Annotated in this window: 12 protein-coding genes; all 12 read right to left on the bottom strand. The window is 37.8% G+C overall.

What is annotated here, in order from left to right; genetic code table 11:
* Nucleotides 1–4 precede the first annotated feature (4 nt).
* The 12 genes from BW951_RS11580 to BW951_RS11635 all read right to left on the bottom strand — a co-directional run bounded on the left by BW951_RS11580 (nt 5) and on the right by BW951_RS11635 (nt 24,068).
* Nucleotides 5–1,189 carry a DUF4861 domain-containing protein gene (locus BW951_RS11580; RefSeq protein ID WP_076392910.1) on the bottom strand — a complete coding sequence of 395 codons (1,185 nt, stop codon included), beginning with the start codon at nt 1,187–1,189 and terminating at the stop codon, nt 5–7.
* Nucleotides 1,190–1,630: 441 nt separating this feature from the next.
* Entirely contained in the window at nt 1,631–4,816 is a 3,186-nt protein-coding gene (locus tag BW951_RS11585; RefSeq protein WP_076392912.1) for a VIT domain-containing protein, read from the bottom strand.
* Between the two features lie 267 nt (nt 4,817–5,083).
* Nucleotides 5,084–7,780 (bottom strand): helix-turn-helix and ligand-binding sensor domain-containing protein, encoded by a 2,697-nt coding sequence (locus BW951_RS11590; protein WP_076392915.1) that lies wholly within the window; start codon nt 7,778–7,780, stop codon nt 5,084–5,086.
* An 81-nt stretch (nt 7,781–7,861) separates the two neighbouring features.
* On the bottom strand, nt 7,862–9,442 hold the full coding sequence (locus tag BW951_RS11595; protein ID WP_076392917.1) for a T9SS type A sorting domain-containing protein: 1,581 nt from the start codon (nt 9,440–9,442) through the stop codon (nt 7,862–7,864).
* Between the two features lie 86 nt (nt 9,443–9,528).
* Nucleotides 9,529–11,229, bottom strand: a complete 1,701-nt coding sequence (locus BW951_RS11600; protein WP_084196422.1) for a family 16 glycosylhydrolase — start codon at nt 11,227–11,229, stop codon at nt 9,529–9,531.
* A gap of 248 nt (nt 11,230–11,477) precedes the next feature.
* Nucleotides 11,478–12,374 (bottom strand): glycoside hydrolase family 17 protein, encoded by an 897-nt coding sequence (locus BW951_RS11605; protein WP_076392921.1) that lies wholly within the window; start codon nt 12,372–12,374, stop codon nt 11,478–11,480.
* Nucleotides 12,375–12,488: 114 nt separating this feature from the next.
* Nucleotides 12,489–14,837 (bottom strand): MFS transporter, encoded by a 2,349-nt coding sequence (locus tag BW951_RS11610; protein WP_076392923.1) that lies wholly within the window; start codon nt 14,835–14,837, stop codon nt 12,489–12,491.
* Between the two features lie 21 nt (nt 14,838–14,858).
* Nucleotides 14,859–16,343, bottom strand: coding sequence for a glycoside hydrolase family 30 protein (locus tag BW951_RS11615; RefSeq protein ID WP_076392925.1), 1,485 nt, complete (start codon nt 16,341–16,343; stop codon nt 14,859–14,861).
* 133 nt (nt 16,344–16,476) lie between these two features.
* Entirely contained in the window at nt 16,477–17,688 is a 1,212-nt protein-coding gene (locus BW951_RS11620) for a glycosyl hydrolase family 17 protein (RefSeq protein WP_228427543.1), read from the bottom strand.
* Between the two features lie 80 nt (nt 17,689–17,768).
* Complete coding sequence (locus BW951_RS11625) at nt 17,769–21,191, bottom strand: hypothetical protein (protein WP_076392929.1); 3,423 nt, start codon at nt 21,189–21,191, stop codon at nt 17,769–17,771.
* Between the two features lie 147 nt (nt 21,192–21,338).
* On the bottom strand, nt 21,339–22,166 hold the full coding sequence (locus BW951_RS11630; protein WP_076392931.1) for a glycoside hydrolase family 16 protein: 828 nt from the start codon (nt 22,164–22,166) through the stop codon (nt 21,339–21,341).
* A gap of 18 nt (nt 22,167–22,184) precedes the next feature.
* Nucleotides 22,185–24,068: a carbohydrate binding domain-containing protein gene (locus BW951_RS11635; protein WP_076392933.1), complete on the bottom strand. Its 1,884-nt coding sequence runs from the start codon at nt 24,066–24,068 to the stop codon at nt 22,185–22,187.
* Nucleotides 24,069–24,074: the final 6 nt, after the last annotated feature.

Genomic DNA, 24,074 nt, shown 5'->3' on the forward strand with positions numbered 1-24,074 from the left:
ATGTTTATTTAATGGTTACCTGTAAAGGGTTTGCGATGATCTGCGCCTGTTTTTTCAACATATCTTCCCAGTCCTTCTGAGTATGAATCTGTCCGCTTTTCTGCCATGCAAATCCTGCGTAGTAGGAAAGTTTTTTCTGAGGTTTTGTGATGACCAGTAAGTTGCTCTGATCCGGAGTTTCAGATTTAAAAGCTATTGATTTTTCAATAGCTTCAGGGTTTACCACAATTCCCTCTCCTACAAAGGCGTCATCAATTTTTTCCCAATGAAGATAATACCCTTCTTTGTCATTAAGCTTTGCTTCTCCTTCGTTTTTGTGAAGGGTAATTCCGATGGTATAATTCGGAACCTTTTTTTCCGCTTCAAAAGTGGATTCGAATTTTGAAAAGTTTGAACCTAAATCTAAAGAAATTCTTTTGGTTTCTTTTACTCCAAAATCGCTCCAGGGATTGTATGTAAGCTCAAAAACTGTTCTTAAAGGTCCTTCAGCAATGGTTTTAGAGGTAACAAAATTCTGCGAAACCTGTAGTTTTCCGTCTTTCCAGATTCCGATTCCTCCGGTTCCTCGGCTGTCTCCGACGTGATAGGGATCGTAGCCTTCTCCTCTGGAATCTTTGTGGTAATACATCGGATCTGTTAAATAGCCTTTATACCATTTATTGATAACCGGCTGTTCTGTTCTTTTCAGCCAGATATCCACTCCGCTGGAAAGGGTACTTCCTTTTATTCCGGCTAAAGCTTCTTTCTGCCCTTTCGGACCGTACATTCTGAATGCAATTTTATCATTTTCCCAAGCATAATCGTCTACTCTTTCAGGAACCAGTCTGGAATAGGTGGTTACTTCACTTTCAGGAACCGGAGATTTTCCATCGGCTGTAATGGTATATTTTTCAGAGGATTTTCCGGCAATGTGCGCCATGAAAAGCAATTCATCATTGTTTCCGTCTCCATCGTTATCGATCCATTGAAGCGTTATTAATTGTCCTTTGCTGTTTTTTATCCTTATCTCTGCTTCTTTATTTTTGTCTAAAAAAGATCTTAGCTGTGAAACGGGAACTGCAACCACTTCATTTCTTTCAAAATTCAGATTATTTTTCACCTGAACAGAAGTCTGGGCATTGCACAAAGACGAATTAATGCAACCGATTGCACAAATGAATCCAAGAATTGATTTTTTAACCGTAAACATATTCTGTACTGTTGAGTTAATTTTCCAAAAGTAAAAATAATTTTTGTTCAGGAAGAGAAAATTTTAATGATTTAACAAAATATTGTGACTTTTAGTTTCAGATTCTGACTGGTTTATGAAAGTAGCTGATTTTTTAATTTCCAATTTTAAAGTTAAATAAAAAAGCGTCCGCATTTCTGCAGACGCTCCAAACTCAATCTTCTTCATCATACATCGACCACTATTTTAACTTCTCCACATACCATTTTATTGTGCTTTACCCTCTTTTTTTTCTAAAAATTCCGCAGACTGACAGTTTATTCTTCTATCCAATTAATTGATTAAAATCTCAGATCATTCGTTTTATAAGGCTTAATTAAATATACAGATCTGCTTCGCCTGCGGAAAAAACCTGAACAAATTCTTAAAAACCACAATCATCTGAATTTGTACAGTTCCTAATTAAAATTCAAACTCACCAATCAGAATTCCGTCATCATTCCCTCTTACATTTTCTTTCTGATTCTGAAACACTACTGTTTTTCTTTCCTGCTTCCCTGTTGCATAATTAATATAAACTTCTGCCATAATCGCGGTTGGTCCGGCAATTCCCACCTGTCTTTCTCCAAAGAAATTGGTCTGGATTTTATATTTTCCTTTAATTGCTTTTTTCAGCAGAAATTGTTCCGGTCCGAAACCTCTCGTAAAATCATTGCTCAGTCTCCCTCCAATTTCTGTTTCCGGATGACTGTAGTAACAACGTTCGTTATTGGGATCAGTAACCCAAAGATCGATATCGGTATCGTCTTTATTCCAGTTGATCACTACTCTGATATTTACCGGAAGATCTGCAATAATCTTAGGATTGATGTTCTTAAGATCCAGTCTGCTTCCGTACTTGCTGATCAGTTCATTGATCTCCATGATCACTATTTCCTCTATTCCATCGTCTCGGTCTGCTAATTCCCTTGTATAAGACTGGGTGAGAACTTTATATAAATTTTCCAGAGCCTGATGATATTTTCCGTTATCTTCCAATGCCAAAGCATAATCTCTGTAACTTTGCGGATCAAACGGTCTCCATTCCAATACCTTCTGAGAGACAAAAAGTTCTTTATCATAAACTTCAGACTGCTTTAATTTATAGGCTAAAAGCTTGTACAATTCTTCATTTTCAATATCAAGATCTGCAATAGAACTCAATACTTTAAGTCCGTATTTTTTATCATTATTTTTAAACAGCAACTGAGCAACATCAAAATAATACTGAGGCAGGTTTTCATATTGCGCTCTGTTTTTCAGATAAACTTCATATATTTTTTCAGGGTTTTTAGCAGAATTAAAAAATTTCATATAATCTGCATTGGATTCCACCTCAATTAAATTCACTCTTCCTGAATTCATTACTTCGGAAATTCCCTGCGTTTTCATTGAATCTGCTTTTGCAGTCCATCCTGAATTAACACTCATTCCTGAAACTCGCCCTTCAAGCGACTGAACTGAATTATTTGAAGCAATAGAAGCAGTTCCTCTTACATTGATCTGTTGATTTCTTACTGGTTCAGATGTTATCACCGTCGATGAGGAAACCATTGCATCTTGTCTTTTTTTAACTCCCAACGCTCCGGTTATCACCACCTCCTGAATATCATTAGATCTACGATTAGAAACAGGTACTTCTAATCGATCAACTTGCACAGGTGGAGCATCCACTTTCGGAGGAACATTCGCAGTTGGCGGCGGAGCATAAACAGATTCTTTCACTCCTTCCTGATTAGTTACTCCGGTAACTACCACCTCCTCAATTCTTTGGGTTCTGCTATCAGAATCGATTAGTTCATCATAATCAGGTTCCGGATATCGTTTTAATTCCTTCTTTTTCTTATATTCTGTTTTCCACCAGTCCTTCAGGTTTTGTGTCATTCTTTCCGCATCATCCATCAGATCTTTCACGCGCTCATCTTTTGCAGCCCTGTTGTTTTTAACCATCTCATCAAACCTGGCTTTTAATTCTACAGGCGGAGCGATATCATAACGGACGTAATCTTCCACATTTTCCAAAACCATCAGGCTCATATTATTACTTACCAAACTGAACTGTTTGCTGATATTTTTAATCTCCTCTTTATTTTCTTTTTCAAAGATTTCAAGTTCATTCAGTTTCTTCTGTGCCCAGAATTTTGAAATTTCCCAGTCTTTTACCGCGTGTTCATTTATATTTAAATTAATGACTTTTGTTTCGGTTACTTCATTTCCATATCCGAATTTTGCCTTAACTGTTGTTTGGTTTTCTTTTAAAATACCTGTCAGCACAAAATCCTCAGAAATGGTTTGCGTTAGAGAAGGATAGACTTCAGAAAGCTGAGCATTATTTTCAATTCCTAAAAATTTTAAAGGCTGAAATAATAAACTTCGAACCACCTTTTTAGGATCATTTTCGTTCAGGTTTAAAAATTCTCCGCCTGTTTTGCTGCTGATGAATTTCAACTGATTAAAATTCGCAGCATTGGATGAGGAAATGGTATAAACCGGCTTTGTCCAGATCATTTTCAGTTCTCCGAAAGACGACAATCCGTCTGTAAAGAAAAAGATTTCATCTTCACGAAGCGACTCCAGTTTTCCGAAATCTGTTCCGCCGTCGTATGTTGTTTTTAACAGATAAGCTTTTAACTGATTCCAGTTTCCGTCATTAATTCTGAAAGTCTGTCCTTCTTCGAATGTATTATTAATGAAATATATCTTTACATTCAGGTTTTTATTGGTCTTAAAATATTCTTCCAGTAAAGCCAGTTCTTTTGAATGATCGCGTTTCTTTCCGCTTAAAGAATTATCCCAGACAATCGCCAGTTTATTGGGAAGCCTTTTGGCTCTTTCGTTTGAACTAACCGCAATATTTGCAAGAAAATAAGATGAATTACCAGAAGCTTTCTGTATTAAAACACTTTGGTTTTCATGATCCTGAGGAAAATTAATCTTTAAATTATTTCCGGGCTTATATTGTGTTTTGTGCGTTTCGGCAACCCAAATATTTCCGTTTTTAACGAAATGAAAACTTCCGTCCGGCTTTTCTTCGAGCCGTGGAGAATTCAAACTCTGAAAAACGGTTGTTTTAACATTAAATTCAGGAATCTCTGAGCTGTAATTCAACGGTAAAAAATACTGGTAAGAGTTCCCTGCTTTTTTCAGTTCATAATGATAGGTAATCTGAACAGTTCTTTCGCCACCATTTGCAGCGATCGGATAAACTGTTGTACGAAAGCTGTTTCCTTCTACTTTTTCAAGGATTCCCGGATCAATATTTCTTTTTTTAATCGTTTCGTAAACTTCTTTTGCTTTTTCTTTTTCAACAGGAACAGCATTTCTTAGTTTACCATTGATGTCTAAAGCATAACCGCTTGCATTAACTCCTTCGGGAAGCGGAAAGGTAACTCTCCCTTCTCTTAACCTATCTGAGTTATTTTTAAAAACCATCGTCACGATATTGGTAGAAATTCTTCCTGTGATTTTGGTTTCAATATTCAGTTTCTGAAGGACAACCTGATTGCTCTTTTCATAACCTCCCTTTCCATTACCCGTTTCAATCGTCGGAATCTGCGCCAAATAGAAAACCGGTAAAAAAAGCAGGATCTTTATATATAAATTTTTCATAGGTAATATCATTTTAGTTTTTACAGATGTCTCTATTTATATAGATGCAGAAAAATGGAAAAGCGTTGGAAACAATTTTAAAGAAATGTTGTATTTTATAACTGCAAAATCATAACATATTGATTATAAGCAATATAAAACCAGGTGTTTTTTTTATTTTTTTTCATGATTATTACAAGAAGTATAGCCTCCGAATTGTAATCAGAAGAAAAAAAGGATTGGAAATAAAATTACGGGACGTAGATAAATGGATTTTTCTTAGAAAAACTATTCAAAATTATTCAGAAAATCAAACAGATCATCTTCCGGTTTCAGCCCGAGTTTTTTTCTCAGTCTGGATCGGCTTACATTGATACTGGAAGGCAATACCTGAAAAATATCTGCCATTTCTTTAGAATTCAGCCCAATTTTAAGGTATGCGCATAAACGCAGATCGTATATGGAAAGATTGGGAAATTTCTTCCTCATTGCCTTGAAAAACTCCTGATGAAGTTCATCCATCTGGATTTCGAATGTATGATCGTCTGTTTCCAGATAGGTTTTCAGGGTTCTGCGGATTTCACCGAGTCTTATTTTAGAAATATTCGGGTTATTTTCTATTTCAAGTATTTTTTCATTAATGGTAGAAAGAAGGCGGTTTTTATCTTCATCTTCTTTGGCTTTGGTGGCAAGTTCTATGGTTTTGTTTTTGATCTCTTCTTTGAGGTTATTTTTCTCATTTTCAAGCTGTCGCTGTTTTTCAAAAAACATTTCCTGTCTGTGCTTTTCTGCCTGTTCGCGAAGTGCATTCTGCTCTTTTTTCAGAAGTTCCAGTTTTTGTTTTTTCAGTTTATTTTCCTGATATTTTTTAAGGAAGTAAAAAAAGCCCGCTATCATAAGAAGATAAGCTGCATAACTATACAGGCTTCTGTACCAAGGCGGATTGATTCTAAAGGTAAATGTTTTTACGTCAGATATCTGGTTTCCGATTTTAGCTTTTACCAAAAAGCTGTATGTTCCTTCTTTGAGACCAAGAAACTCTATTTTATTTTCAGAATTCCAGACAGACCAGTCTTTTGAAAATCCATCCAGAAAGTACTGATATTCTACTCCTTCTTCGTTGGGAAGCGAAAATACAAAACGGAGATTATTGAACCGGTAAGGAAGCTTTTGATTTTCTTCCAGATCAAAATTTCCCATATTGTTAAACATCTGTGCCTTCGTGAAAATAAGCCGGGAACTGAACCTGTTCTTATCCTGAAAATTCAGTTTTTCCAACGCAAAACCGTTGTATATAGGGAAAAAGTTATATTCCGCAGATAATTTTTGGGGAATATAAAATCCGGAAAGCTTACCGTTAATAAGCGGGAGCTGTAATTTTTCAGAAGCAGGAGAAAATGTATTGTTTGAATAACTGAAATCATACTGTTCTGAAGAAGTAACAATTTTTATCTTCCCATTATTATTGTAAATATGCGGCAGATTTCCTTTAAAATTACTATCGGGAAAAATCTGACGATTAACCGCGTTAAAACTGGCATCAACGGTTGTCCGCAAGATCCCGTAATTAGGAATATTGATCCAGATTGTATGATCATTTTCCACTTCAATCTGACTTACCGCTCCTACAATTAAATTCAGCTTTTTTATGAATTTGAGTGTATTGTTTTCTTTTTTGTAAACGAAAATTCCAGAATAGTTTCCTGTTAAAACATAATCTTTCCTGAAAGGGGTAATTGCAGAAACGCCATATTCATTATTAACTTTTTTTAAACTGTTTTTCTCCAGAATAAAAAGTCCTTTATCGTGACCGCAATACAGATTTCCGTCAATATTTTTAAGCGTCCAAACCTGTCCTTCCGATCCTTCTACCATTCGTAAAAAATTGCCGGATCCCGAATTTCCCATTTCATTCCAGTCTGTAAAATACAATCCTTGATTAGAACCTAAAAAGAAAGTATCGTCTTTAAAAGCTGCTGTGTAACCCGTCCCGAAATCATCATCCTGACTGTAAAAATAGGTAATATGATTTTGAATATCTACAGAAGAGATTCCATAATCCAGACCGAGCCACAGTTTACCGCTTTTTTGGTAATTCATGCACAAAACGGTATTATTAGGCAAGCCTTTGCTTTTGTTAATGTGCTGAATGATTTTTCCGTTCAGATCCGTAATGTATATTCCGTCCAGTATAGTTCCGAAAGCGTAATACTGTGTCCCCAAAGTAATGAAACTGAAAACTTTGTTTTTGATAAGCACTGAAGAAACTTCAAGCTGAATAGGGATAAGTCTGCCGTTATTCCATTCAAAAATTCCTTTATCTTTAGTAATGATGCGTAGAGAATTTCCGTTAAAAAAAACACCGCTTACATCCAAAGAGCTCTTATCGGGATAAGAAAACAGGAGTTTCAACTGTATTCCGTCGTACTCAAAGAGTCCTTTTTTTTCATCGGCAAGAAACAATCTTCCGTTGACGAAGAAACTATTGGAAAATCTGGATTTTGCAGAAAATTTGGTGAGTTTTTTTTCCGAACGTATATAAATGTTTTGATGAGATACAAAAACCATCTGATTTTTAATCTGATATGTTCCCCAAAACTCCTCATTAACGCCACCTATTTTCTTTTTGAAAGGATACAGCGAAGTAAAAGTGAATTTTCTGAATTTATTTCTTTTCCAGATCCCAAAATCCATATCCGCTCCAGCGTAAATGGTAGAATCATTGGCAACATATAAAGATCTTGTATAGCCACGGTAACTTTTAAAATGTCCCCATGTTTTACCATCAAACTCCAGAAGCCCGTCTTCGGAAGCCATGTAGATCATGCCGTTTTTTGCCGATTTAATATCCCAGATTTTACCGTGATTTCCATAGCTTTCGGGCAGATAATTCTGCACAAAGGGCATTCCTTTTTCTAAAATGCTCTGTGCATTAGAAAAAAAACTCAGGAACAGTAAAAAGTAAACAAAAAAGTATTTCAGCATTCTACTCAAATATAGATAAAATTTAAGAAAAAAACGTCCGTTTTTTTCAACGGACGTCTAATTATTTATTGTTAATTTTAATTATTTCACAATAACTTTTGAAGACTGAACTTCCCCTTTATCTGTCGTGGTTTTCAAAATATACATTCCTTTAGCAAATCCTTGTGTGGATATGGTATTTGAGTTCTCACTCTTTACTTTTTGTCCCGATAAAGTATACACTTCGATCGTTTTTACTTTACTTTCTGCCGTAATTGTTTCACCAACATTCGCAGGATTAGGATAAACTCTCAAGCTTTTGGAAACGGTAGTTTCATTGGTTCCCAATACTGTAGCTTTATGAAAATAGAGATTATCAAAATAAACCGTTCCGATATTGGAAGTAATCACAAACTGGGCGATATCATTTCTTGCAGCATTATTCGTCCAACTGCTCAACGGAACATCGATAGAAAGCCATTGTCCTTTTACCAAAGCCGGTGTACTTCCTGTATTAAGCGGAAGTTCCAGTGCAGAAACCTCTCCGGAAGTTCCTCCCCATTGTGAAAGTTTGAGATTGAATACTTTTCCTACCATATCCACACTATTGTCGATCCAGATATCCATATGGAAATGGGTGAAATTAGTTGCATTGATATGATGTCCGGCTCCGCTAAAATCCACTCCCAGGAAATTAGTGAAAATAATTTTTTTAGTATCATTTCCCGATACCTGAATATCAGAAATACTGGAATCGTCCCAAACCGCAGACCATGCATCAATAGGAATATTGGCATAAGCATTACTGAACATGGAAATAACGTCTGTCGCAGCTCTCGCAGGAGGAGTTGGCGCAGCAACATTAGGTCCTGAAACCACATAATTTACCGTGTATGTTTTGGTTACCAATCCGTTTTGTGAGGTTACCAGAACAGTTGCCGTACCCGGAATTGCCGATGACTGAGTAATGACTTTTGTTGCGCTTGCATTGGTGGTTGTAGCAGCAGTAATTTGCGGAACCGCCGTTGTACCCTGCGGATATTCCAATGTATAGGAAAGAATCGCAGAACTGAACCCTGAAACAGTGGTTCCGTTTACTTTTAAATCGCTTAAAGTAGCATCTGCCGCCGGATTTATGGGATTTTTCCAGAAATAGATGTTATCTAAATAAATATTAGATGGGTTTGTTCCTGACTGTCCGTCAAATTTTAGCTGAAAAACAGAATTCCAGGTCATTCCCGTAAATGCAGATTTTGGCAAATCCACACTGCTCCATCCTGCATTCGTAAGAGGAACATTCACCAAAAATTCACTGGCGCCCGTTCCATTGTTGATGGGCGAAACTTTAAGAACAGCTCCTGCGGTGTTTGTCCATACATCAATATGAAGATATTCCATAGAAGCTGCATTCTGAGTAGTGAGTTCGGTTCCCTGATAATTGAAATTGGTATAAGCCAATATACTATTTCCGGAACCAGAAACGGCTACAAAGTTAGGGTTTACAGTTACCGGGGGATTTTGTCCCCAATAAGGGCTGTAATTAGTAGCTACATTCGTATACGCATCACTGAATATAGAAATCACATCCGCGGCGGCTTTTGTAGGTGTCGGTGCATTAGTTGTTGGCTGAGAAAAGCCAAAACTAAATGCCAAAAGCATTAGAAAAAGAGATAAATTTTTCATCTTTATAAAGTTTTAAAAATTAGTATTATTGTTGATCTTTAATTTTCAGAAATGATATTCTTAAAAATCGCGAATCGTTTTTTGTCTTATTTTTTTACGATTTTATACGTATTGGCTCCTTTGGAATTTTCAATTCTGATTAAATAAGTACCTGCCGTAAAGGAACTAAAATCTAAATCCAAAGTCGTCCCCACATTTTTTTCAAAAAGTTTCTTCCCTGAAAAATCATAAAGTGTAACCATATTTTTGTTTTCAGGTAATTTCAGATTCAGGATATTTTCAACAGGATTGGGATAAAGCAGTTCTTTGGCTTTTAAAAAATCTGTAACTCCCAGAGAAATACACGCATCACCAACTACGTAAGAATAATATTTGGTCACCGACATTCCTCCTGCGTAGGCAAACTTCACCGCATAATTAATGGGAGAACCCGCGGTTTGTCCTGTAATGGTACTCGAAAATTTCTTTCCGGAAACATTGGTCATTGGAGTTTCTGTAAAAGGAGTTTGTTTCCATAAATACGCTACAACACCTGTTTTATCAGTATCTAAAAGTTCAAACGTAATTTTCACATCGGTTCCAATGGTTTGGAAGTCGTATTTGTATCCGGTAGAAAACGCGCCCTGCGAAGCTAAAGTAGAGGTTCCGCTGCAAGCGGTATTGATATTGGAAAGAGTGGTTGCATTTACCGTGATGGGATTATTGGCAGCGGTATTTCCCGCAGCATCGCTTGCTGAAACCGTAAATGTATAGCTGGTTGTTGGACTCAAACCTGAAATTATCACAGATTTCGGTATTCCTGATGTACCGTAAACCGTTTGCGTTGCACCACCCGAAATCTGATAGGTAATCGCTCCAAAATTATCGGTTGCATTTAGTAATAATTCTACGGAATCGCTGGTTACTGCTCCAACAGTTGCCGTAAAATTGGTAGGCGCAACCGTGTCCGGAGTAGTGTTTTGATAGACTCTCACATAATCAATAATCATCGAAGCATCGGTAAATGTGGAAGGAATAGTTCCTGCAACACCGCCCATTGCAATATTAAGCAGCAGATACTGTTCTTTATCAAAAGGCCAGGTTGATGCATTTTTTACTGAAGGATTATAGGTATAATACGCTACTCCATCCAGCAAAAACGTAATTTGATTCGGCGACCAGTTCATCGAATAAATATGATAATTGGCGGTAATATCCGATGATGCCAACATTCCGCCATGGTTGACAGAATTTCCTGACGAAGACGGCGTGTGCAAAGTACTTTGAATAAAGTTATCAGGAGCAGAAGGGAAAATTCCGTATTCCATCATATCGATTTCTCCGCAAGCCGGCCAATTGGTATTTCCGAAAGTAGAAGCGAAATAACCACCCGGTTCATTCACATTTTTTCCTAAAAGCCATATTGCAGGCCACGTTCCCTGATTTTTTGGGACTTTTGCTCGTACATCTACTCTGCCATATTTAAAAGCAAATTTTGAATTGAGACGCGCTGAAGTATAATTTTTGGTAAATCCTTGATCGGTAAACACTTCTTTTTTGGCAACAATATTCAGTTCGCCATTGTTGGTGAAAGAATTTGTAATTGAATTCGTATAATGTTGTTGCTCATTATTATACCAACCTCCTGCAACTGGTAATTGCGTCTGATGAAACCATTTGACATTGTCAACCGCTCCGTTGGTGGAAAATTCGTCGGACCAAACCAGATCATTGTACACGACATCGACCTGCGCCAAATAGAGTGTGCTGAAAAGGAGTAGAACGATATGGTGTAATTTTTTGATCATAATATTTTTTTAAATTTTAGATTATAGATTTTAAATTATAGATTAAACAAGTCTATATTTTTTAAACCTCGAATTTCTTGCAGCCCGACTTGATTGGAGCTCTTTTTCTTTTTCGTTGCCTTCGACTTCGCTCAGGCAACGGAAAAGAAAAAAAATGGGAACCCTTCGACTGGCTCAGGATAAACTTCAGGTGGATTAAGCTGCCCAAATAAAACTTCCATTAACCGACAACCATCAACCAAAACTCCTCAATACTTCAACTTCTCGTGTTTGTCCCAAATTCCCCAATGTGCGCCGACTTCGCCTTCGGGACCGACTTTCCAACTTTCATCGAAAGAGGAAAAGTAGAAACAGTCGATTTCCTCGTCCATACACCACAATTGGGTATTGATGAAATAATCGAGCGCATTTTTTTCTGATGGAAAAGCGCCTTTTAGTTCTTCGCCTTTACTTGGCCAACCTGTTTCGGAAATGATAACGGGTTTTCCGTTGGCTGCCTGTTTTGCCTGATAGTACATTTGCTTCATATAATTGAGCGAATTTTCGGCGGGACAGCTTTCCCAAAATGGATAACAGTTCGCTAAAATAACGTCGCAAGCTTCGGTAATTCTTGGTTTTATGGTGAATTCGTAATAAGCATCTACATAGCCTACTGGAATTTTGGGGATTTCTTTTTTTACTCGGTTGATGAAATCCAGCAACTCGTCTTCGGACAAATCTTTTCGGTACATTACTTCATTTCCGACTGCTGCAATGTCTACAAAACCTTCTTTGGCAAGTTTTATCAATCCTTCCACTTCTCTTTCGTTGATTTCGGGATCGTCGCCCAACCAAGCTCCGACCAAGGTTTTCATTCCGAATTCTTTGGCGATTTTCGGGATATGTTCGTTGCCTTCGGTGCAGGAAAACGAGCGAACCCACGAAGTGTGCGGTTTCAGGATTTCCATTCTTCGGCGAACCTGTTCTTCGGAAATGATGTCGCCGGGTTTTTGTCCGTCTTCATATAAACTGAAACAAAAGCCGTGAACGCCGTTGTACAGAATTTCTCTGAACAAATCTTTTTTTTCGGTTTCGGTTTTTCCTTTGATGTAATTATCCTGATTTTGCTTGGGTAAGGATAAATACAGCTCTGCTCTGTATGACATGTTCTTAGATTATAGTTGTGATAAATGATAAATGATAAATGATGATTGATAAATGATGATTTAGTCTAGCATTTCCTGTCTTTTAGTCTTGTGTCTTTTTTAAAATTTGAAATTTTAATTGGCATCCCACAATCCCCACGAAGTTCCTGCCCAACCTTCGTAATGAATTTTCCAAGATTCATCGAAAGAAGAGAAATAAAACAGGTTGATTTGTTCTTTTGATGTCCATTTTTGCGCTTCGACAAAGTATCTCATCAGATGTTCGGGAGATGGTTCTGCATGTTGTACCGCTTCGCCTTTACTCGGCCAACCGGTTTCTGCGATGATGATTTCTTTTCCACCTGCGATTTTTTGGGTTTGATGATACATTTCCTGCAAATACATTCCGGCGTGGTCTATGGATGCGCCTTCCCAGAAAGGATAACAATTGATTAAAATTTTATCGCTTGCAGAAATCAATTTCGGGTGATTGATGATTTCGTAATACACATCAATATACGTTACAGGAACATTCAGCGTTTGATTTTTAACTTGTTGAATGTAACCCAATAAAGTTTCTTCGTTTTGGTCGCCACGGAAAAGCACTTCGTTTCCAACGGCGGCGATATCTACATTTCCTTCTTTGATCAATTGAATTAAAGACTGAATTTCCTGCTGATTTTCGGTTTCATCTTTGCCAATCCAAGCTCCCATTAATATTTTGAAGCCCATTTCTTTGGCGATTTTCGGGATATTTTCGTGTCCGTGGGTGGAAGAAAATACCCTGATCCATTGCGTATGAGGTTTTAATACTTCGAGGCGTTTTCTGATTTGCTCTTCGGTGATGAAGTCTCCCGGAAATTGTTTTTCGGTAAAAACGCTGAAACAAATTCCGGTCATTCCTGCTTTGAAAACCGTTGAAAATTCGGTTTTTATACCTTCAACATTTGTATAATCGAAAGTTGGAAAATAATATTGTGGGAATTTCTGTTGCAATTGCAGTCTGGAAAGTCCGGCAAGGTTCATTCCTTCTAAAACATTATTGGCACCGTATCCTGAAGGTTTTGGGGCTTTTCTTTTTTCTAACAAATCTCTTACTTCTCTGGCTTTGGCTTCATCTACATCATAATTTTTCATAGTCCAAATGGCAGTCAAAGTTCCAAGAATCGGAATTCCAACAAAGAAAATTCTTAACCAAAACATCGTTTCATCGGTTTGTGTAGCGGCATTGGATTGAAAAGCGACCAGAGAAAGAATCATCCCACTTAATAATCCCGCAACAGCGGTTCCGAATTTTACCATCCACCAATAAATGGCGCCTAAACTTCCTTCTCTTCTTTTTCCTGTGTTGAGCTCATCAATATCGATTACATCCGAAGTCATCGACATCATTAAGGTAAACAAACTCCCGATTCCGAAGGAGAAAAACGGCAACGCAAACAAAAACAGATACGGTTTGCCCGGAACGAAAAGTAAATACAGTAAAATATAACCAACGATTGAAATACCCTGAGAAACCAAAAATGCTTTCTTCTTCCCCATTAGTTTCGACATTCTTGCCACGATAGGAATGACTGCAACGGTTGTAATAATTGCGCCTACACTCCCGAATAAAGTGGGCCATAATCCAAATCCCTCTTCATTTCCTTTGAACAAATAATATTTGATGATGAAGTAGGAAAATCCGGCTGTAGTCTGAAATGCATTAAATATTAAAAAAGTGGCAATACATATTTTTCTGAACGGTTTAATTTCTACCGAAGCTTTCAATCCTTCTTTTATTTCGCCGAAACTTCCTAAAATTCCTTTCAAATCAATCGGGCTGTAGTTTTCGTGGAGTGTCGATTTGCTCGGAATAAAAAATGCCGGAATTGCCGCTAAAATGGCACAACCAATAGCAACATAAACCGCCAGAGTTCTCACCGCAACATCACTGGATGGAAATAAGGACTGATCTGCCATGATTACCCAAAACCAAGGTGCAACCACCCAAGCTAACTGACCAATCAACTGAGAAGTCGCCATAATATTGGTACGCTCATGGAAATCGTCGCTCATTTCGTAACCCATTGCTACATAAGGAATACTGAAGATGGTTAATCCTGAATAAAAAATAAGTGAAACCACCAAAAAGTACCAAAAATTGTACGTAACGCCATTTTCAGCATACAACTGCCACATTAAAGCAAACGAAATCCCTAAAATAATAGCTCCTGCTAAAACATACTGTCTTCTTCTTCCCCATTGGGATTTGGTATTATCGCTTACGTATCCCATAATCAAATCAAACAAAGCATCATAAAACTTGGGAATAAAGTAGGTTAAGCCTAACAAAAATCCGCTAAAGCCGAGTTTCTCTACCAATACAACGGTGAAAATCCCGATCATTGCAGGAAACATCTGGTTCGCCAACATTCCCAACCCAAAAGCGACCTTCTGACCGATTGGAACTTTATTCGCTGATTTTTTGATTTGATCTGCCATTTTTCTTGTGTGTTTTTTTAATTAAAAAGTTAAATGAACCGTTTGCAGTGCTTTTGCACTGATGCGAACCGGAATTTTTTGATTTTCTAAGGAAATTTCGATATTTTTTGCCTGTTCCGATGGATTGAAAACTACCACCGCAACTGAACCGTCGGGATTTTTAGCGGCTGTTACTTGCAATTCTTTATCCGTATTTTCAAAACCAATTCTTACGGCTTCGGGACGAATAAATTTGCTGAAATGCACCATCGTGTAGTATAAAGGCGTCACATACACTTCGTCTTTTTCGGGATCTACCAAAATCGGTGCGCCACACCAGTTTTTAAACCAGTTCGGACCGCCGTTTTTATCCAAAACCATATTCCAATCGATCCAGCCATCTACCTGATTGTTCAAGCAACCGATGATGTCTCCTGCGTAACGGAAAACCGGAACGTATTTCGGATGCAGATATTTTTCTTCTTCTTTCGCCCAGTCAAATCCCCAATCTGTCGCTTCTGCGCTCCAATACCACGAATCATCTTTCCATTTCGGAATATCGCCGTCTATACAAGCTTCAGTTTGAATCAAATGTTTTGAAGGATTTTTCTGATGTGCATATTGCAGCTCGTCTTCAAAAATTTTATAGGTGCTGTCGTACCAATGAATGGCTGTTCCTGCAAAATATTTGGAAGATTTTTCGGAGCGGTACATTTCGTCTACCCAGTTTTTAAGTTCAGAACGGTTTTGGTCGTAGCCGAAAATTTTTACGTTTCCGTAGCCGTCTTTTTCTAATTTCGGACCTAAGAAATTTTCCACGAAATCGGTCATTTCTTTTGGGGTAAACAACATACTTTCCCAGTTTCCGCCGTTTCCATGGGGTTCGTTGATTACGGTAATTCCCCAGATCGGAATGCTCAGTTTTTTATATTCGGTTAAATATTTTGAAAAATAGAGTGCAAAGGTTTCGCTGTATTGCGGCAATAATTTTCCGTTGATCCACGCATTGTTATCTTTCATCCAAGGCGGTGAAGTCCACGGTGAAGCCAGTATTTTAAACCCGTTTTTTGAAATTTTCTGCGCTTCTTTAATCATCGGAACCAAATCATCCATATCTTCCTTCACCGAAAAATGTTTTAGTTCTTTATCATCCGCAACCGGAGCGTAGGTGTAATTTTTCAGAGAAAAATCGCAAGAGGCAATCGTGATTCTGGTTAAAGAATAATTGGCGCCATCTTCCCCAAAATACAATTGCAATACTTTTTCCCTGTTTTCCTTGCTTAATTTGTTGAGCAAATACGCAGAACTTTCGGTAAAAGCACCACCAAATCCCGTAATTTTTTGGAATTTCTGTTCGGGATTGAGTTTAATTTTAATTGAATTTTCAACAGGTTTTACCGCATCAATTTTGGTTAATTGATTTCCACTTGCAGAGGTTTCGTAGATGTCTGTCTTCCACGATTTTTGAGATTGACAACTCATCATCAAACTGGTTATTAAGGCGATATGTAGGATTTTTGTTTTCATATTTTTGGATTTTTTTCCAAATGTTTTTTATCTCGCAGATTATACAGATTTCGCAGATTAAAAAAGTTTAAATAAATCTGCCCAATTAGCTAAATCTGCGAGAGCATTACCTTTTTGAATCATCTGAAAATCATCATTTCGTTTCCAACAATTGTTTCTCAAATTCGCGGTGTGGAGGCATTTCCACAGAATCTAACAATCGTTTCAGATTTCCGTTAAAGGTTTTCTGAATGGTATTTCCGTCTCGTTTTAGTTTTTTAAACGCACCTTCATCCACCAAATACCAAACTGCATATTTTGCATTTCCGTCGACGGTAAACAATCCGAAATGATTTTCCGAACCACCTGAATTTCCGGCATCTTTCCAAGGTTCATCGAAGGCTTCGAAATAGAAACAAGAAATTCCCGCTTCATTTGTCCAATCTCTCATTTTATGGTAGAAAATTCCGGCTTTGTATTCATCTACTGCTTTAGAATCGTTACTTCCGTACAACTCATTGGAAAATGTTGCCCAACCGGTTTCTCCAATATGAATTGGTTTATCTACGCCTAAACTCTGCATATACTTTTTCACCGAATTGTACTGTGATTTTGCATAATTCACGGAGCGATTCATCGCCAAATCCAATTGTTTTTCTTTGGAAAACTGAAATTCCTCTTCCGAAATTCCCCAAAAAATGGGATTGTAATGCGTGTCGTGCATCGGATAGGTGTGCATCGAAATATAATCCACTGCTTTTATCAACTCATTGAGCTCTTTAGTGTGATATTCTTTGTCGACACCGCCCCAACTTGCAAAATTGTCGGAACTGGTAATCCATAAATCTTTCGGCAATTCACCCTTTTTCTTTAATTCCTGCAAATGATTTACCCATTTCAAAATCACGGAAGGCTGCACGTAGTAGGCGGTTGCCCATTTTACCATCGCTTCGTTTCCTACTGCAATCACTTTAATGATTTCCGGATATTCGTTCGCCAATTCTACGGCGTGTGCCATTTCCGAAGCGTTTCTTTCGCTTTCTTCGTGGTGATTGGGTTCAAAACCTGTCCACGCATTTTTACAGTCGATCCACGCGCCGAGCATTACATACATTTCAAATTCAGGATTTTCCTGACGCAATTCTTTAATCGCTTTCAGCACATTTACGGCTTCCGGAAGATGCACATTATACGTTCTGATGATTTTCACACCCATCGCCGAAAGAATTTTCATATCTTCTTTCAACTGCGAAACGGTAGGTTGCACTCTTCTGGAATTGGTTCGGTAACCACCGTAAGACATCGCTAAATAATCGGGATTTCCCAAAATTTCGGATGCACTTTTATGTTTGATTGTGTTTTGCATACTGTTACATGACATTAAATAGGTCAAAATAAGAATTGGTATTACACGGAATAATTTCATTAATCATTGAAATTTTTTCATTATTTCAACTGTTCTTTTCTAATTTTCACTTTAATCAAAGAGATTTTTCCGTTTCTTTTGAAGATGTTCGCGGAGTCTTCTTGATTGACGGTTAAACTGTTCTCTATTTTTGCTTCGCATTGTTCATTAAAAATTTCTACGCTTTCGGTTTCCGAAATTTCATAGATTACCGGAACTTCACACTTGGTAAAAAACAAGGAATTTTCGGGTAATTTCAGTGATGAAGCATTGGATTTCACATCAAAATATTCGATGGTTTTTTCTTCGGTTAAGAACTCTTCTTTTCTTAATAAATCGGGCTTAAACTGCAATTGTCCGTATTTTACCAAGATCCCCAATTCTCCGAAACGGCTCAGCAAGTCTTCTTTTACCTGTCCCGTCATTCCCGGTTGCTGTGCGCCTTTTCCAAATGGAGAGTGCGAATAGGCATCGGTTGGAAATGCGCCGTACAATTCTGGAGATTTGTGAACGCCGATTCCTTCGTTGATTTCGTAGAAATGTTCCAGTAATCTTCCCACCGTTTCTGGTGAAGCATTTTCATTGATGGCTTTTTGGCAAACTTCCATTACGGCTAACAATAATTTGGAAACCATATGCCAATAAATGGAGCCTAAACCTTCGTAACCGTAGAACGTTCCGCTTCTTCCTGTAAATTCTTTATGATTAAAAACTTCTTCAAAAATTCCTAAAATCAAGGCTTTTTCCTGATTTTCAACCTTTAAATCATCTAAAGCTGATTCTAGATCTCCTGCATTTTTGAAATTTCCATTGAAATGATAATTTCCTAACACATCTTTTTCGATGATTTGGGTGTTTTTTTCGGAAACCAAATTTTGAAGCAATGCTGATTGCTGCACTAAATTTTCCGGAATGCTGTTTCTTTCTAAAAAGCCTTTCAATTGCTTGTTCGGATAGAGTAAATAGCTGTATTGATCCTCCCTGAACAAAGCCGAATTTTTCAGCGCATCCAAAACTTTCAACGCTTCATTTGAACTTAAAAATTGAGAACTCAACACCGCAACTTGTCCTTCCAACATTTCGCTGAGATACGAAACCGCCACCGATTTTTCGTTAGAAGTCATCAAATTATACGCGTGATACAAACCGTCTTTTCTTTCGTTGGCTTTGATGGAATGTTCCAAAAACTGTAACGAAAGGTTGGTAAATCTTCTTAAACCTTCCAAAGAAACGGTTCGTTTTTTACCCCAAAATCCTTTCTGATAAACGTGATTTCGGTATTCCGAAGCGGCTTCTCCGAATACATCGAGGATTTTTTTGCGGTCTTCGTTGCTGATATTTCCTTCCAACAAATGAAGATTTTCCAGAAAACCTTCTCGTATTTTTTTGTAAAAATCGACCAGTTCGCTGGAGATTTGTACGTTTTCCAAAGCCGAATTTTCAAAAACAGCCTGGAAGAATTTCATCATTCTTCTTAAGTAATACAGCGTCACCATCGAAACGCCGTTTCCAACCAAAGCGTTATTGGCATCGTTCCATTCCGGACGTTGCGTGTTCATCCAGATGCCACCTTCCAAAATGAAATTGGATAATTTGGCGAGAACGGTTGCGAGTATTTTTTCGGTGAAATTCACCTTCAAAACGTCTCCGTTTTCGTCACAGAGCAAAGCACCGTCTGCTCCGATTTCTTTTCTTCTTTCGTGAATTGTTGAATCCAAATCGAAATCAAAATCAATGGTATCTTTCGGATTTTCCAAGATTTCGGTGTAGGATTTTATTTTGTACGGAACATTTGCATACACGAAATATTCTTTGTCTAAAAGTGTTTCTAAAGAATTTGGGAAATAATTTTCGGCAAATTCTAAAAATTTCAACAGATAAATAATCTGATGATCGCCCCAGTAACCAATGTAGCTCCAAGGATCGTCGGCTTCTATGGTTTCCCAATCGAAACCGTCTTTGGTTACCCGGTACGGATTGTAACCGTCAAAAGTCGTTGCATTCAGGAATTTAAAAATCATTCCTTCGATAAAATACGGATACGAATGCGCCAAAGCTTCCCAATTCTGGAAAATATCTCTCCAGTTTCCTTCATAATCGAGGATTTTAGAACCGTTGATTTCACTTCTGGTATTGATGGAAAATTTGTTCCAGGGACGGGAAGGATCGCCGTGACGGCGGGAAAATTTGAGCGGTAAATATTCTTTAGCCAATCTTATGAAATCAGCATCTTCTGTATTTTTTAACGATTCATTTAATTCAAAAAGACTAAATTTTTCTGGAAGATTATTTAAAATTTCTTTTGAATGATTGAATATATTTTGATTCGCTTTTTCTAAATATTTGGAAAAATCCCACTTTTCTATGGTGTAATTGTCATCAAAAATTCCGCCACGCATTATATTGAACAACGTGTTGGAAAAATGTCGGCTGTCTCGCAGATCGTCGTTGGTAAACTGCAATCCATCGGCAGACGCGACTAGTTTTTTGAGATTTTCAGTGCCTAAATCAATATCGTTCTGGATTTTTTCAGCAAGATTTTTTTCGTTTTTAATGCGTTCAATCCAACCGATTACATTGGATTGAGACTGATTAACATTGGCGATAAACCACCATTCTTTCTCATCATTTGTGTTTAATGCTAATTCCTGCTGAATAAAATAGGCTCCTTTTTCGCCTTTAATATCGTTTTCCTGTATAATTTTTTCGCCTTTTCTGAAATTTTTCAACTGAAGTGAAGACAGCAAATACGTTGGATTTTCTGTGCCAATGGAAAAAACGGTGTTTGCTTTCAAGGCTTCACTTGGTTCTGCTTTATCCACAATAATGGCACTTAATGCGAAAATTCCGAGTCCGGATTTTTGATCGAGTTCGGTGCGTTTGTATGCATCGCCCAAATTGCTGACACGGTTTTGCAAATCGCTTCCGATTCCGTACGGTAAAATATTTTGCAGTCCGTCTAAAACGGTTATATATTGATTTCCAGTCGCTAAATTTTTGATTTTTGATTTTTTGATGAACCCAAATTCGCTGCTGTTGTTCCATTCATAAGAAAAAGCGAGTGCTAAATCGTGGTTGATTTCTTCAAAAATAATCTTGTTTCCAAATTCGTTTTTATAGACATTTCTCGAAGTGTGAAATTGCGCTTCATTGCGAACGGAAAAAGGTTCCCAAACAAGAATTTCCTCTTTTTTATGAATCTGAACCATCGTTTTGCTTCCGGTAATTTCTGCCGATTCGGTGATTTTATCATCGGTGTAGTACGGAAAAAGGGCAAATTCTGAGTTTTTTCTCCCTGCAGAAAGTCCGCCATTGCTGGAAACGAACATCCAATGATTGGAATCGCTTACGATGGTCATAAAAAACGGACGCAACGATTCTGCATCGGAGATTTTAAAAAAAACTTCGTGGTTGATTTTTACAGTTTCTAAAGAGGATTCGATATGGGAAATCGTGGATTGCATTAATGAAATTTTGATGAATTATTTTTAAAATTGGTTTGTAAAGCCCTTCCGAAGGAAAAATTTCCTTCGTTGAAATGTTTTGAGAGTCTTGTTTTCGGGAAACCTTACAGGTTTTGAAAGCCTGTAAGGTTTGAGTGGTTTAAAATTTTATTTTGCTTTGTAAACTCTTACATAATCGATGTACATACTTTGAGGGAAAGAGGTTCCGTCCGTTGGAAATCCTACAAAGTTTCCACCGACTGCCACGTTAAGAATCAGGAAAAAAGGATGATTATACACCCACTCTCCTGAAACATCCGAAGATTTTACGCGATGATAAAGGTATCCGTCTACAAAAAAGTCTATCTGGTTTTCCTGCCATTCTACTCCAAAGACATGGAAGTCCTGATCGAATCTGGCATTTTGTAATCCATAGGCTTTTGTTTTTGCATTTCCTCCTGAATATCCGGGACCGTGAAGGGTTCCGTATACGACATTCGGGATATGCCCTTTCAGTTCCATGATGTCTATTTCGCCACACTGAGGCCATGAAACAGTATTGATATTATCGCCCAACATCCAGAAAGCTGGCCAGATTCCGGGACCATAAGGTGTTTTGATTCTTGCTTCTATTTTTCCGTAAGCATGAGAAAAAAGTCCCTGTGTTTTTACTCTTGCCGAAGTGAAAGCGTTTCCGTTTTTTCTTGCGGTGATTACTAAATTTCCATTTCCGTCTAAAGAAACATTATTGGTGGAATTGGTATACGACTGCAATTCCTGATTTCCCCATCCGTTATCTCCGGTTCCTAAATCGAATGTCCATTTTTTATTATCCGGAAGGCTTCCTGCGGTACCGTTGAATTCGTCACTCCAGACCATCTCAAAGTTTCTGTCGGGAAGCGTTTGTACCGATTCCTGATCGCATGAACTCATCGAAAACAAAAATGCAGGAACAGCCAGAAGTTTTAAAATTTTATTTTTATGTAAATATTTCATAATTGTTCTTTTAAAATTTTAGTTATGGAAATAAATATTATCAAAGAAAATATCTCCGTTTCCGTCTACTTTGAATTGAATGATGTTGCTGAGTACAACCGGTGAGAAGGAAGACAGCGGAATGTCTACACTTTTCCAGCCATTGGTATTGATCCCAATTCCCGAAGGTACAGATAAAGTATACGGCGTTTCTACAGGACCGGGACTGATTAAATAGAATTTTAAATTTGTAGAATTAGCGGTATAATAATCTATATGAATGAATCCGTAGGATGAAGCGTTAAGCGGACTTGCAAACTGAGTTCCCTGATAGTTTAGTCCTGCATATTTCAGGGTATTGTTTCCTGCTATCGGAGTCTGGGAAACCTGTGTAGCCTGTCCCCAGTTCGGATTAAAATCTGTACCCGCAACATTTGTATAAGCATCACTGAAAACTGAAAGAACGCTTGCCGCAGCATGAGTTGGTAGAGGTGCAGCCGCAGTAGGCGTTGCAGGAATTATGCTTCCGTCGTTGTAGAAGTAAATATTATCTGCATAAAAATTAGAAATATTGGCTCCTTCAAAAATTATCTGACCGATATGCGCTTTCGTTGTTAACCCTGTAATTGCTGTAATGGGAATATTCAGACTGATCCAGCTCTGACTTTGTAATGAAGCGGTATTTACGGTGTACTGCCCTGTTTTATCATCAGTTCCTCCATATACTCCATCTGCTCCGAAGTCTGCTACTTTTATGGTAAAAGATGATCCTGCCGCTACAGCATTCGGTAAGTACATATCCATGCGTAAATGTGACATGGATGATGCATTTACAGTAGGTGAAGTCATCTGGATTCCCACAAAATTAAAGTTGGTATAGTTAAGCACATGGTCATTATTTACCGTAAAATCTGCTGATTGTGTCGTTTGATAAGGAGCCCAATATCCGTTGTAATAATCCACCGGAACATTGGTGTATTTATCGCTGAAAATAGAGATGACATTATTTGCTGTCTGTGTCGGTACAGGTGCATGAACAAAATTTCCTGAGGAATTAATGGTAAGGCTTCCTGTTGCCGTATTGCTTCCTAAAGTTGCGGTAATAACAGAAGAACCGGATCCTACTGTACTTACATTTCCAAGCTGGTCTACCGAAGCTACCGCTGCATTGGAAGTTTTAAAGTTGAAATAATACGGCGTAAGGTTCACTGCCTGTGTTGCTCCGTTGGGCATACTGTAAGAAGCAGTAAGTCCGTCTATTTTATTATTAACGCCTACAAAAGAGGTAATCGTTTTGTTGCTTCCGTTCAGGATAGATGCGGACTGATAGGAAATGGTTCCGAGTTTTTCAAATTTCACCTCATCTACCCAAAAGGTATATCCTTTGTTGTTTTCGGGACCTTCGGAATAGAAAAACATTCCTTTTTCCATTTTTAATTTTGAAGGATCAGGAATCGGGATGATTACTTTTTTCCAGTTGGTATTTACCGGAAGCGCAGAAAGGGAAACCTGATATTTGTTTTCACCAAGATCGTTTCCAAAACCGATAATATCTATATTCGCTGCCTGAGTCGCTTTGATCCAGAATGTTAATGCATTGTAATCTGAAAGATCTCTTCCTACAGAGGTGTAAAAAGATCCTCCTGCATAAGCTCCTTCGGGACTTCCGTAATCCGGAACGGCAAATTTCATGGAAGTGGTTCCTGAATATTTTACCTGTGTGTCTACATCAAATGCTTTTACATCGGATCCTCCGAAGGCGGAATAATTTAACCCTGAACTGAAGGCATCCATAAAAACTTCCGGATTTTTAGGATATTCTGCCGTTTCAAGCTCGTTGATTTCTCTCTGACAGCCAAAAGCCACTAAAAGTGAAGCACTTAATAATACTTTGGTGAATTTATGTCTGAATATATTTTTCATTTTTGT

Origin of the sequence: Chryseobacterium gambrini, from assembly GCF_900156825.1 — a bacterium.
Taxonomy (GTDB): domain Bacteria; phylum Bacteroidota; class Bacteroidia; order Flavobacteriales; family Weeksellaceae; genus Chryseobacterium; species Chryseobacterium gambrini.

Coding starts and splice junctions, on each gene's coding strand:
- BW951_RS11615 (WP_076392925.1), bottom strand. CDS start 16,343: ATGAAAACAAAAATCCTACATATCGCCTTAATAACCAGTTTGATGATG.
- BW951_RS11580 (WP_076392910.1), bottom strand. CDS start 1,189: ATGTTTACGGTTAAAAAATCAATTCTTGGATTCATTTGTGCAATCGGT.
- BW951_RS11585 (WP_076392912.1), bottom strand. CDS start 4,816: ATGAAAAATTTATATATAAAGATCCTGCTTTTTTTACCGGTTTTCTAT.
- BW951_RS11600 (WP_084196422.1), bottom strand. CDS start 11,229: ATGATCAAAAAATTACACCATATCGTTCTACTCCTTTTCAGCACACTC.
- BW951_RS11605 (WP_076392921.1), bottom strand. CDS start 12,374: ATGTCATACAGAGCAGAGCTGTATTTATCCTTACCCAAGCAAAATCAG.
- BW951_RS11610 (WP_076392923.1), bottom strand. CDS start 14,837: ATGGCAGATCAAATCAAAAAATCAGCGAATAAAGTTCCAATCGGTCAG.
- BW951_RS11635 (WP_076392933.1), bottom strand. CDS start 24,068: ATGAAAAATATATTCAGACATAAATTCACCAAAGTATTATTAAGTGCT.
- BW951_RS11630 (WP_076392931.1), bottom strand. CDS start 22,166: ATGAAATATTTACATAAAAATAAAATTTTAAAACTTCTGGCTGTTCCT.
- BW951_RS11620 (WP_228427543.1), bottom strand. CDS start 17,688: ATGCAAAACACAATCAAACATAAAAGTGCATCCGAAATTTTGGGAAAT.
- BW951_RS11625 (WP_076392929.1), bottom strand. CDS start 21,191: ATGCAATCCACGATTTCCCATATCGAATCCTCTTTAGAAACTGTAAAA.
- BW951_RS11590 (WP_076392915.1), bottom strand. CDS start 7,780: ATGCTGAAATACTTTTTTGTTTACTTTTTACTGTTCCTGAGTTTTTTT.
- BW951_RS11595 (WP_076392917.1), bottom strand. CDS start 9,442: ATGAAAAATTTATCTCTTTTTCTAATGCTTTTGGCATTTAGTTTTGGC.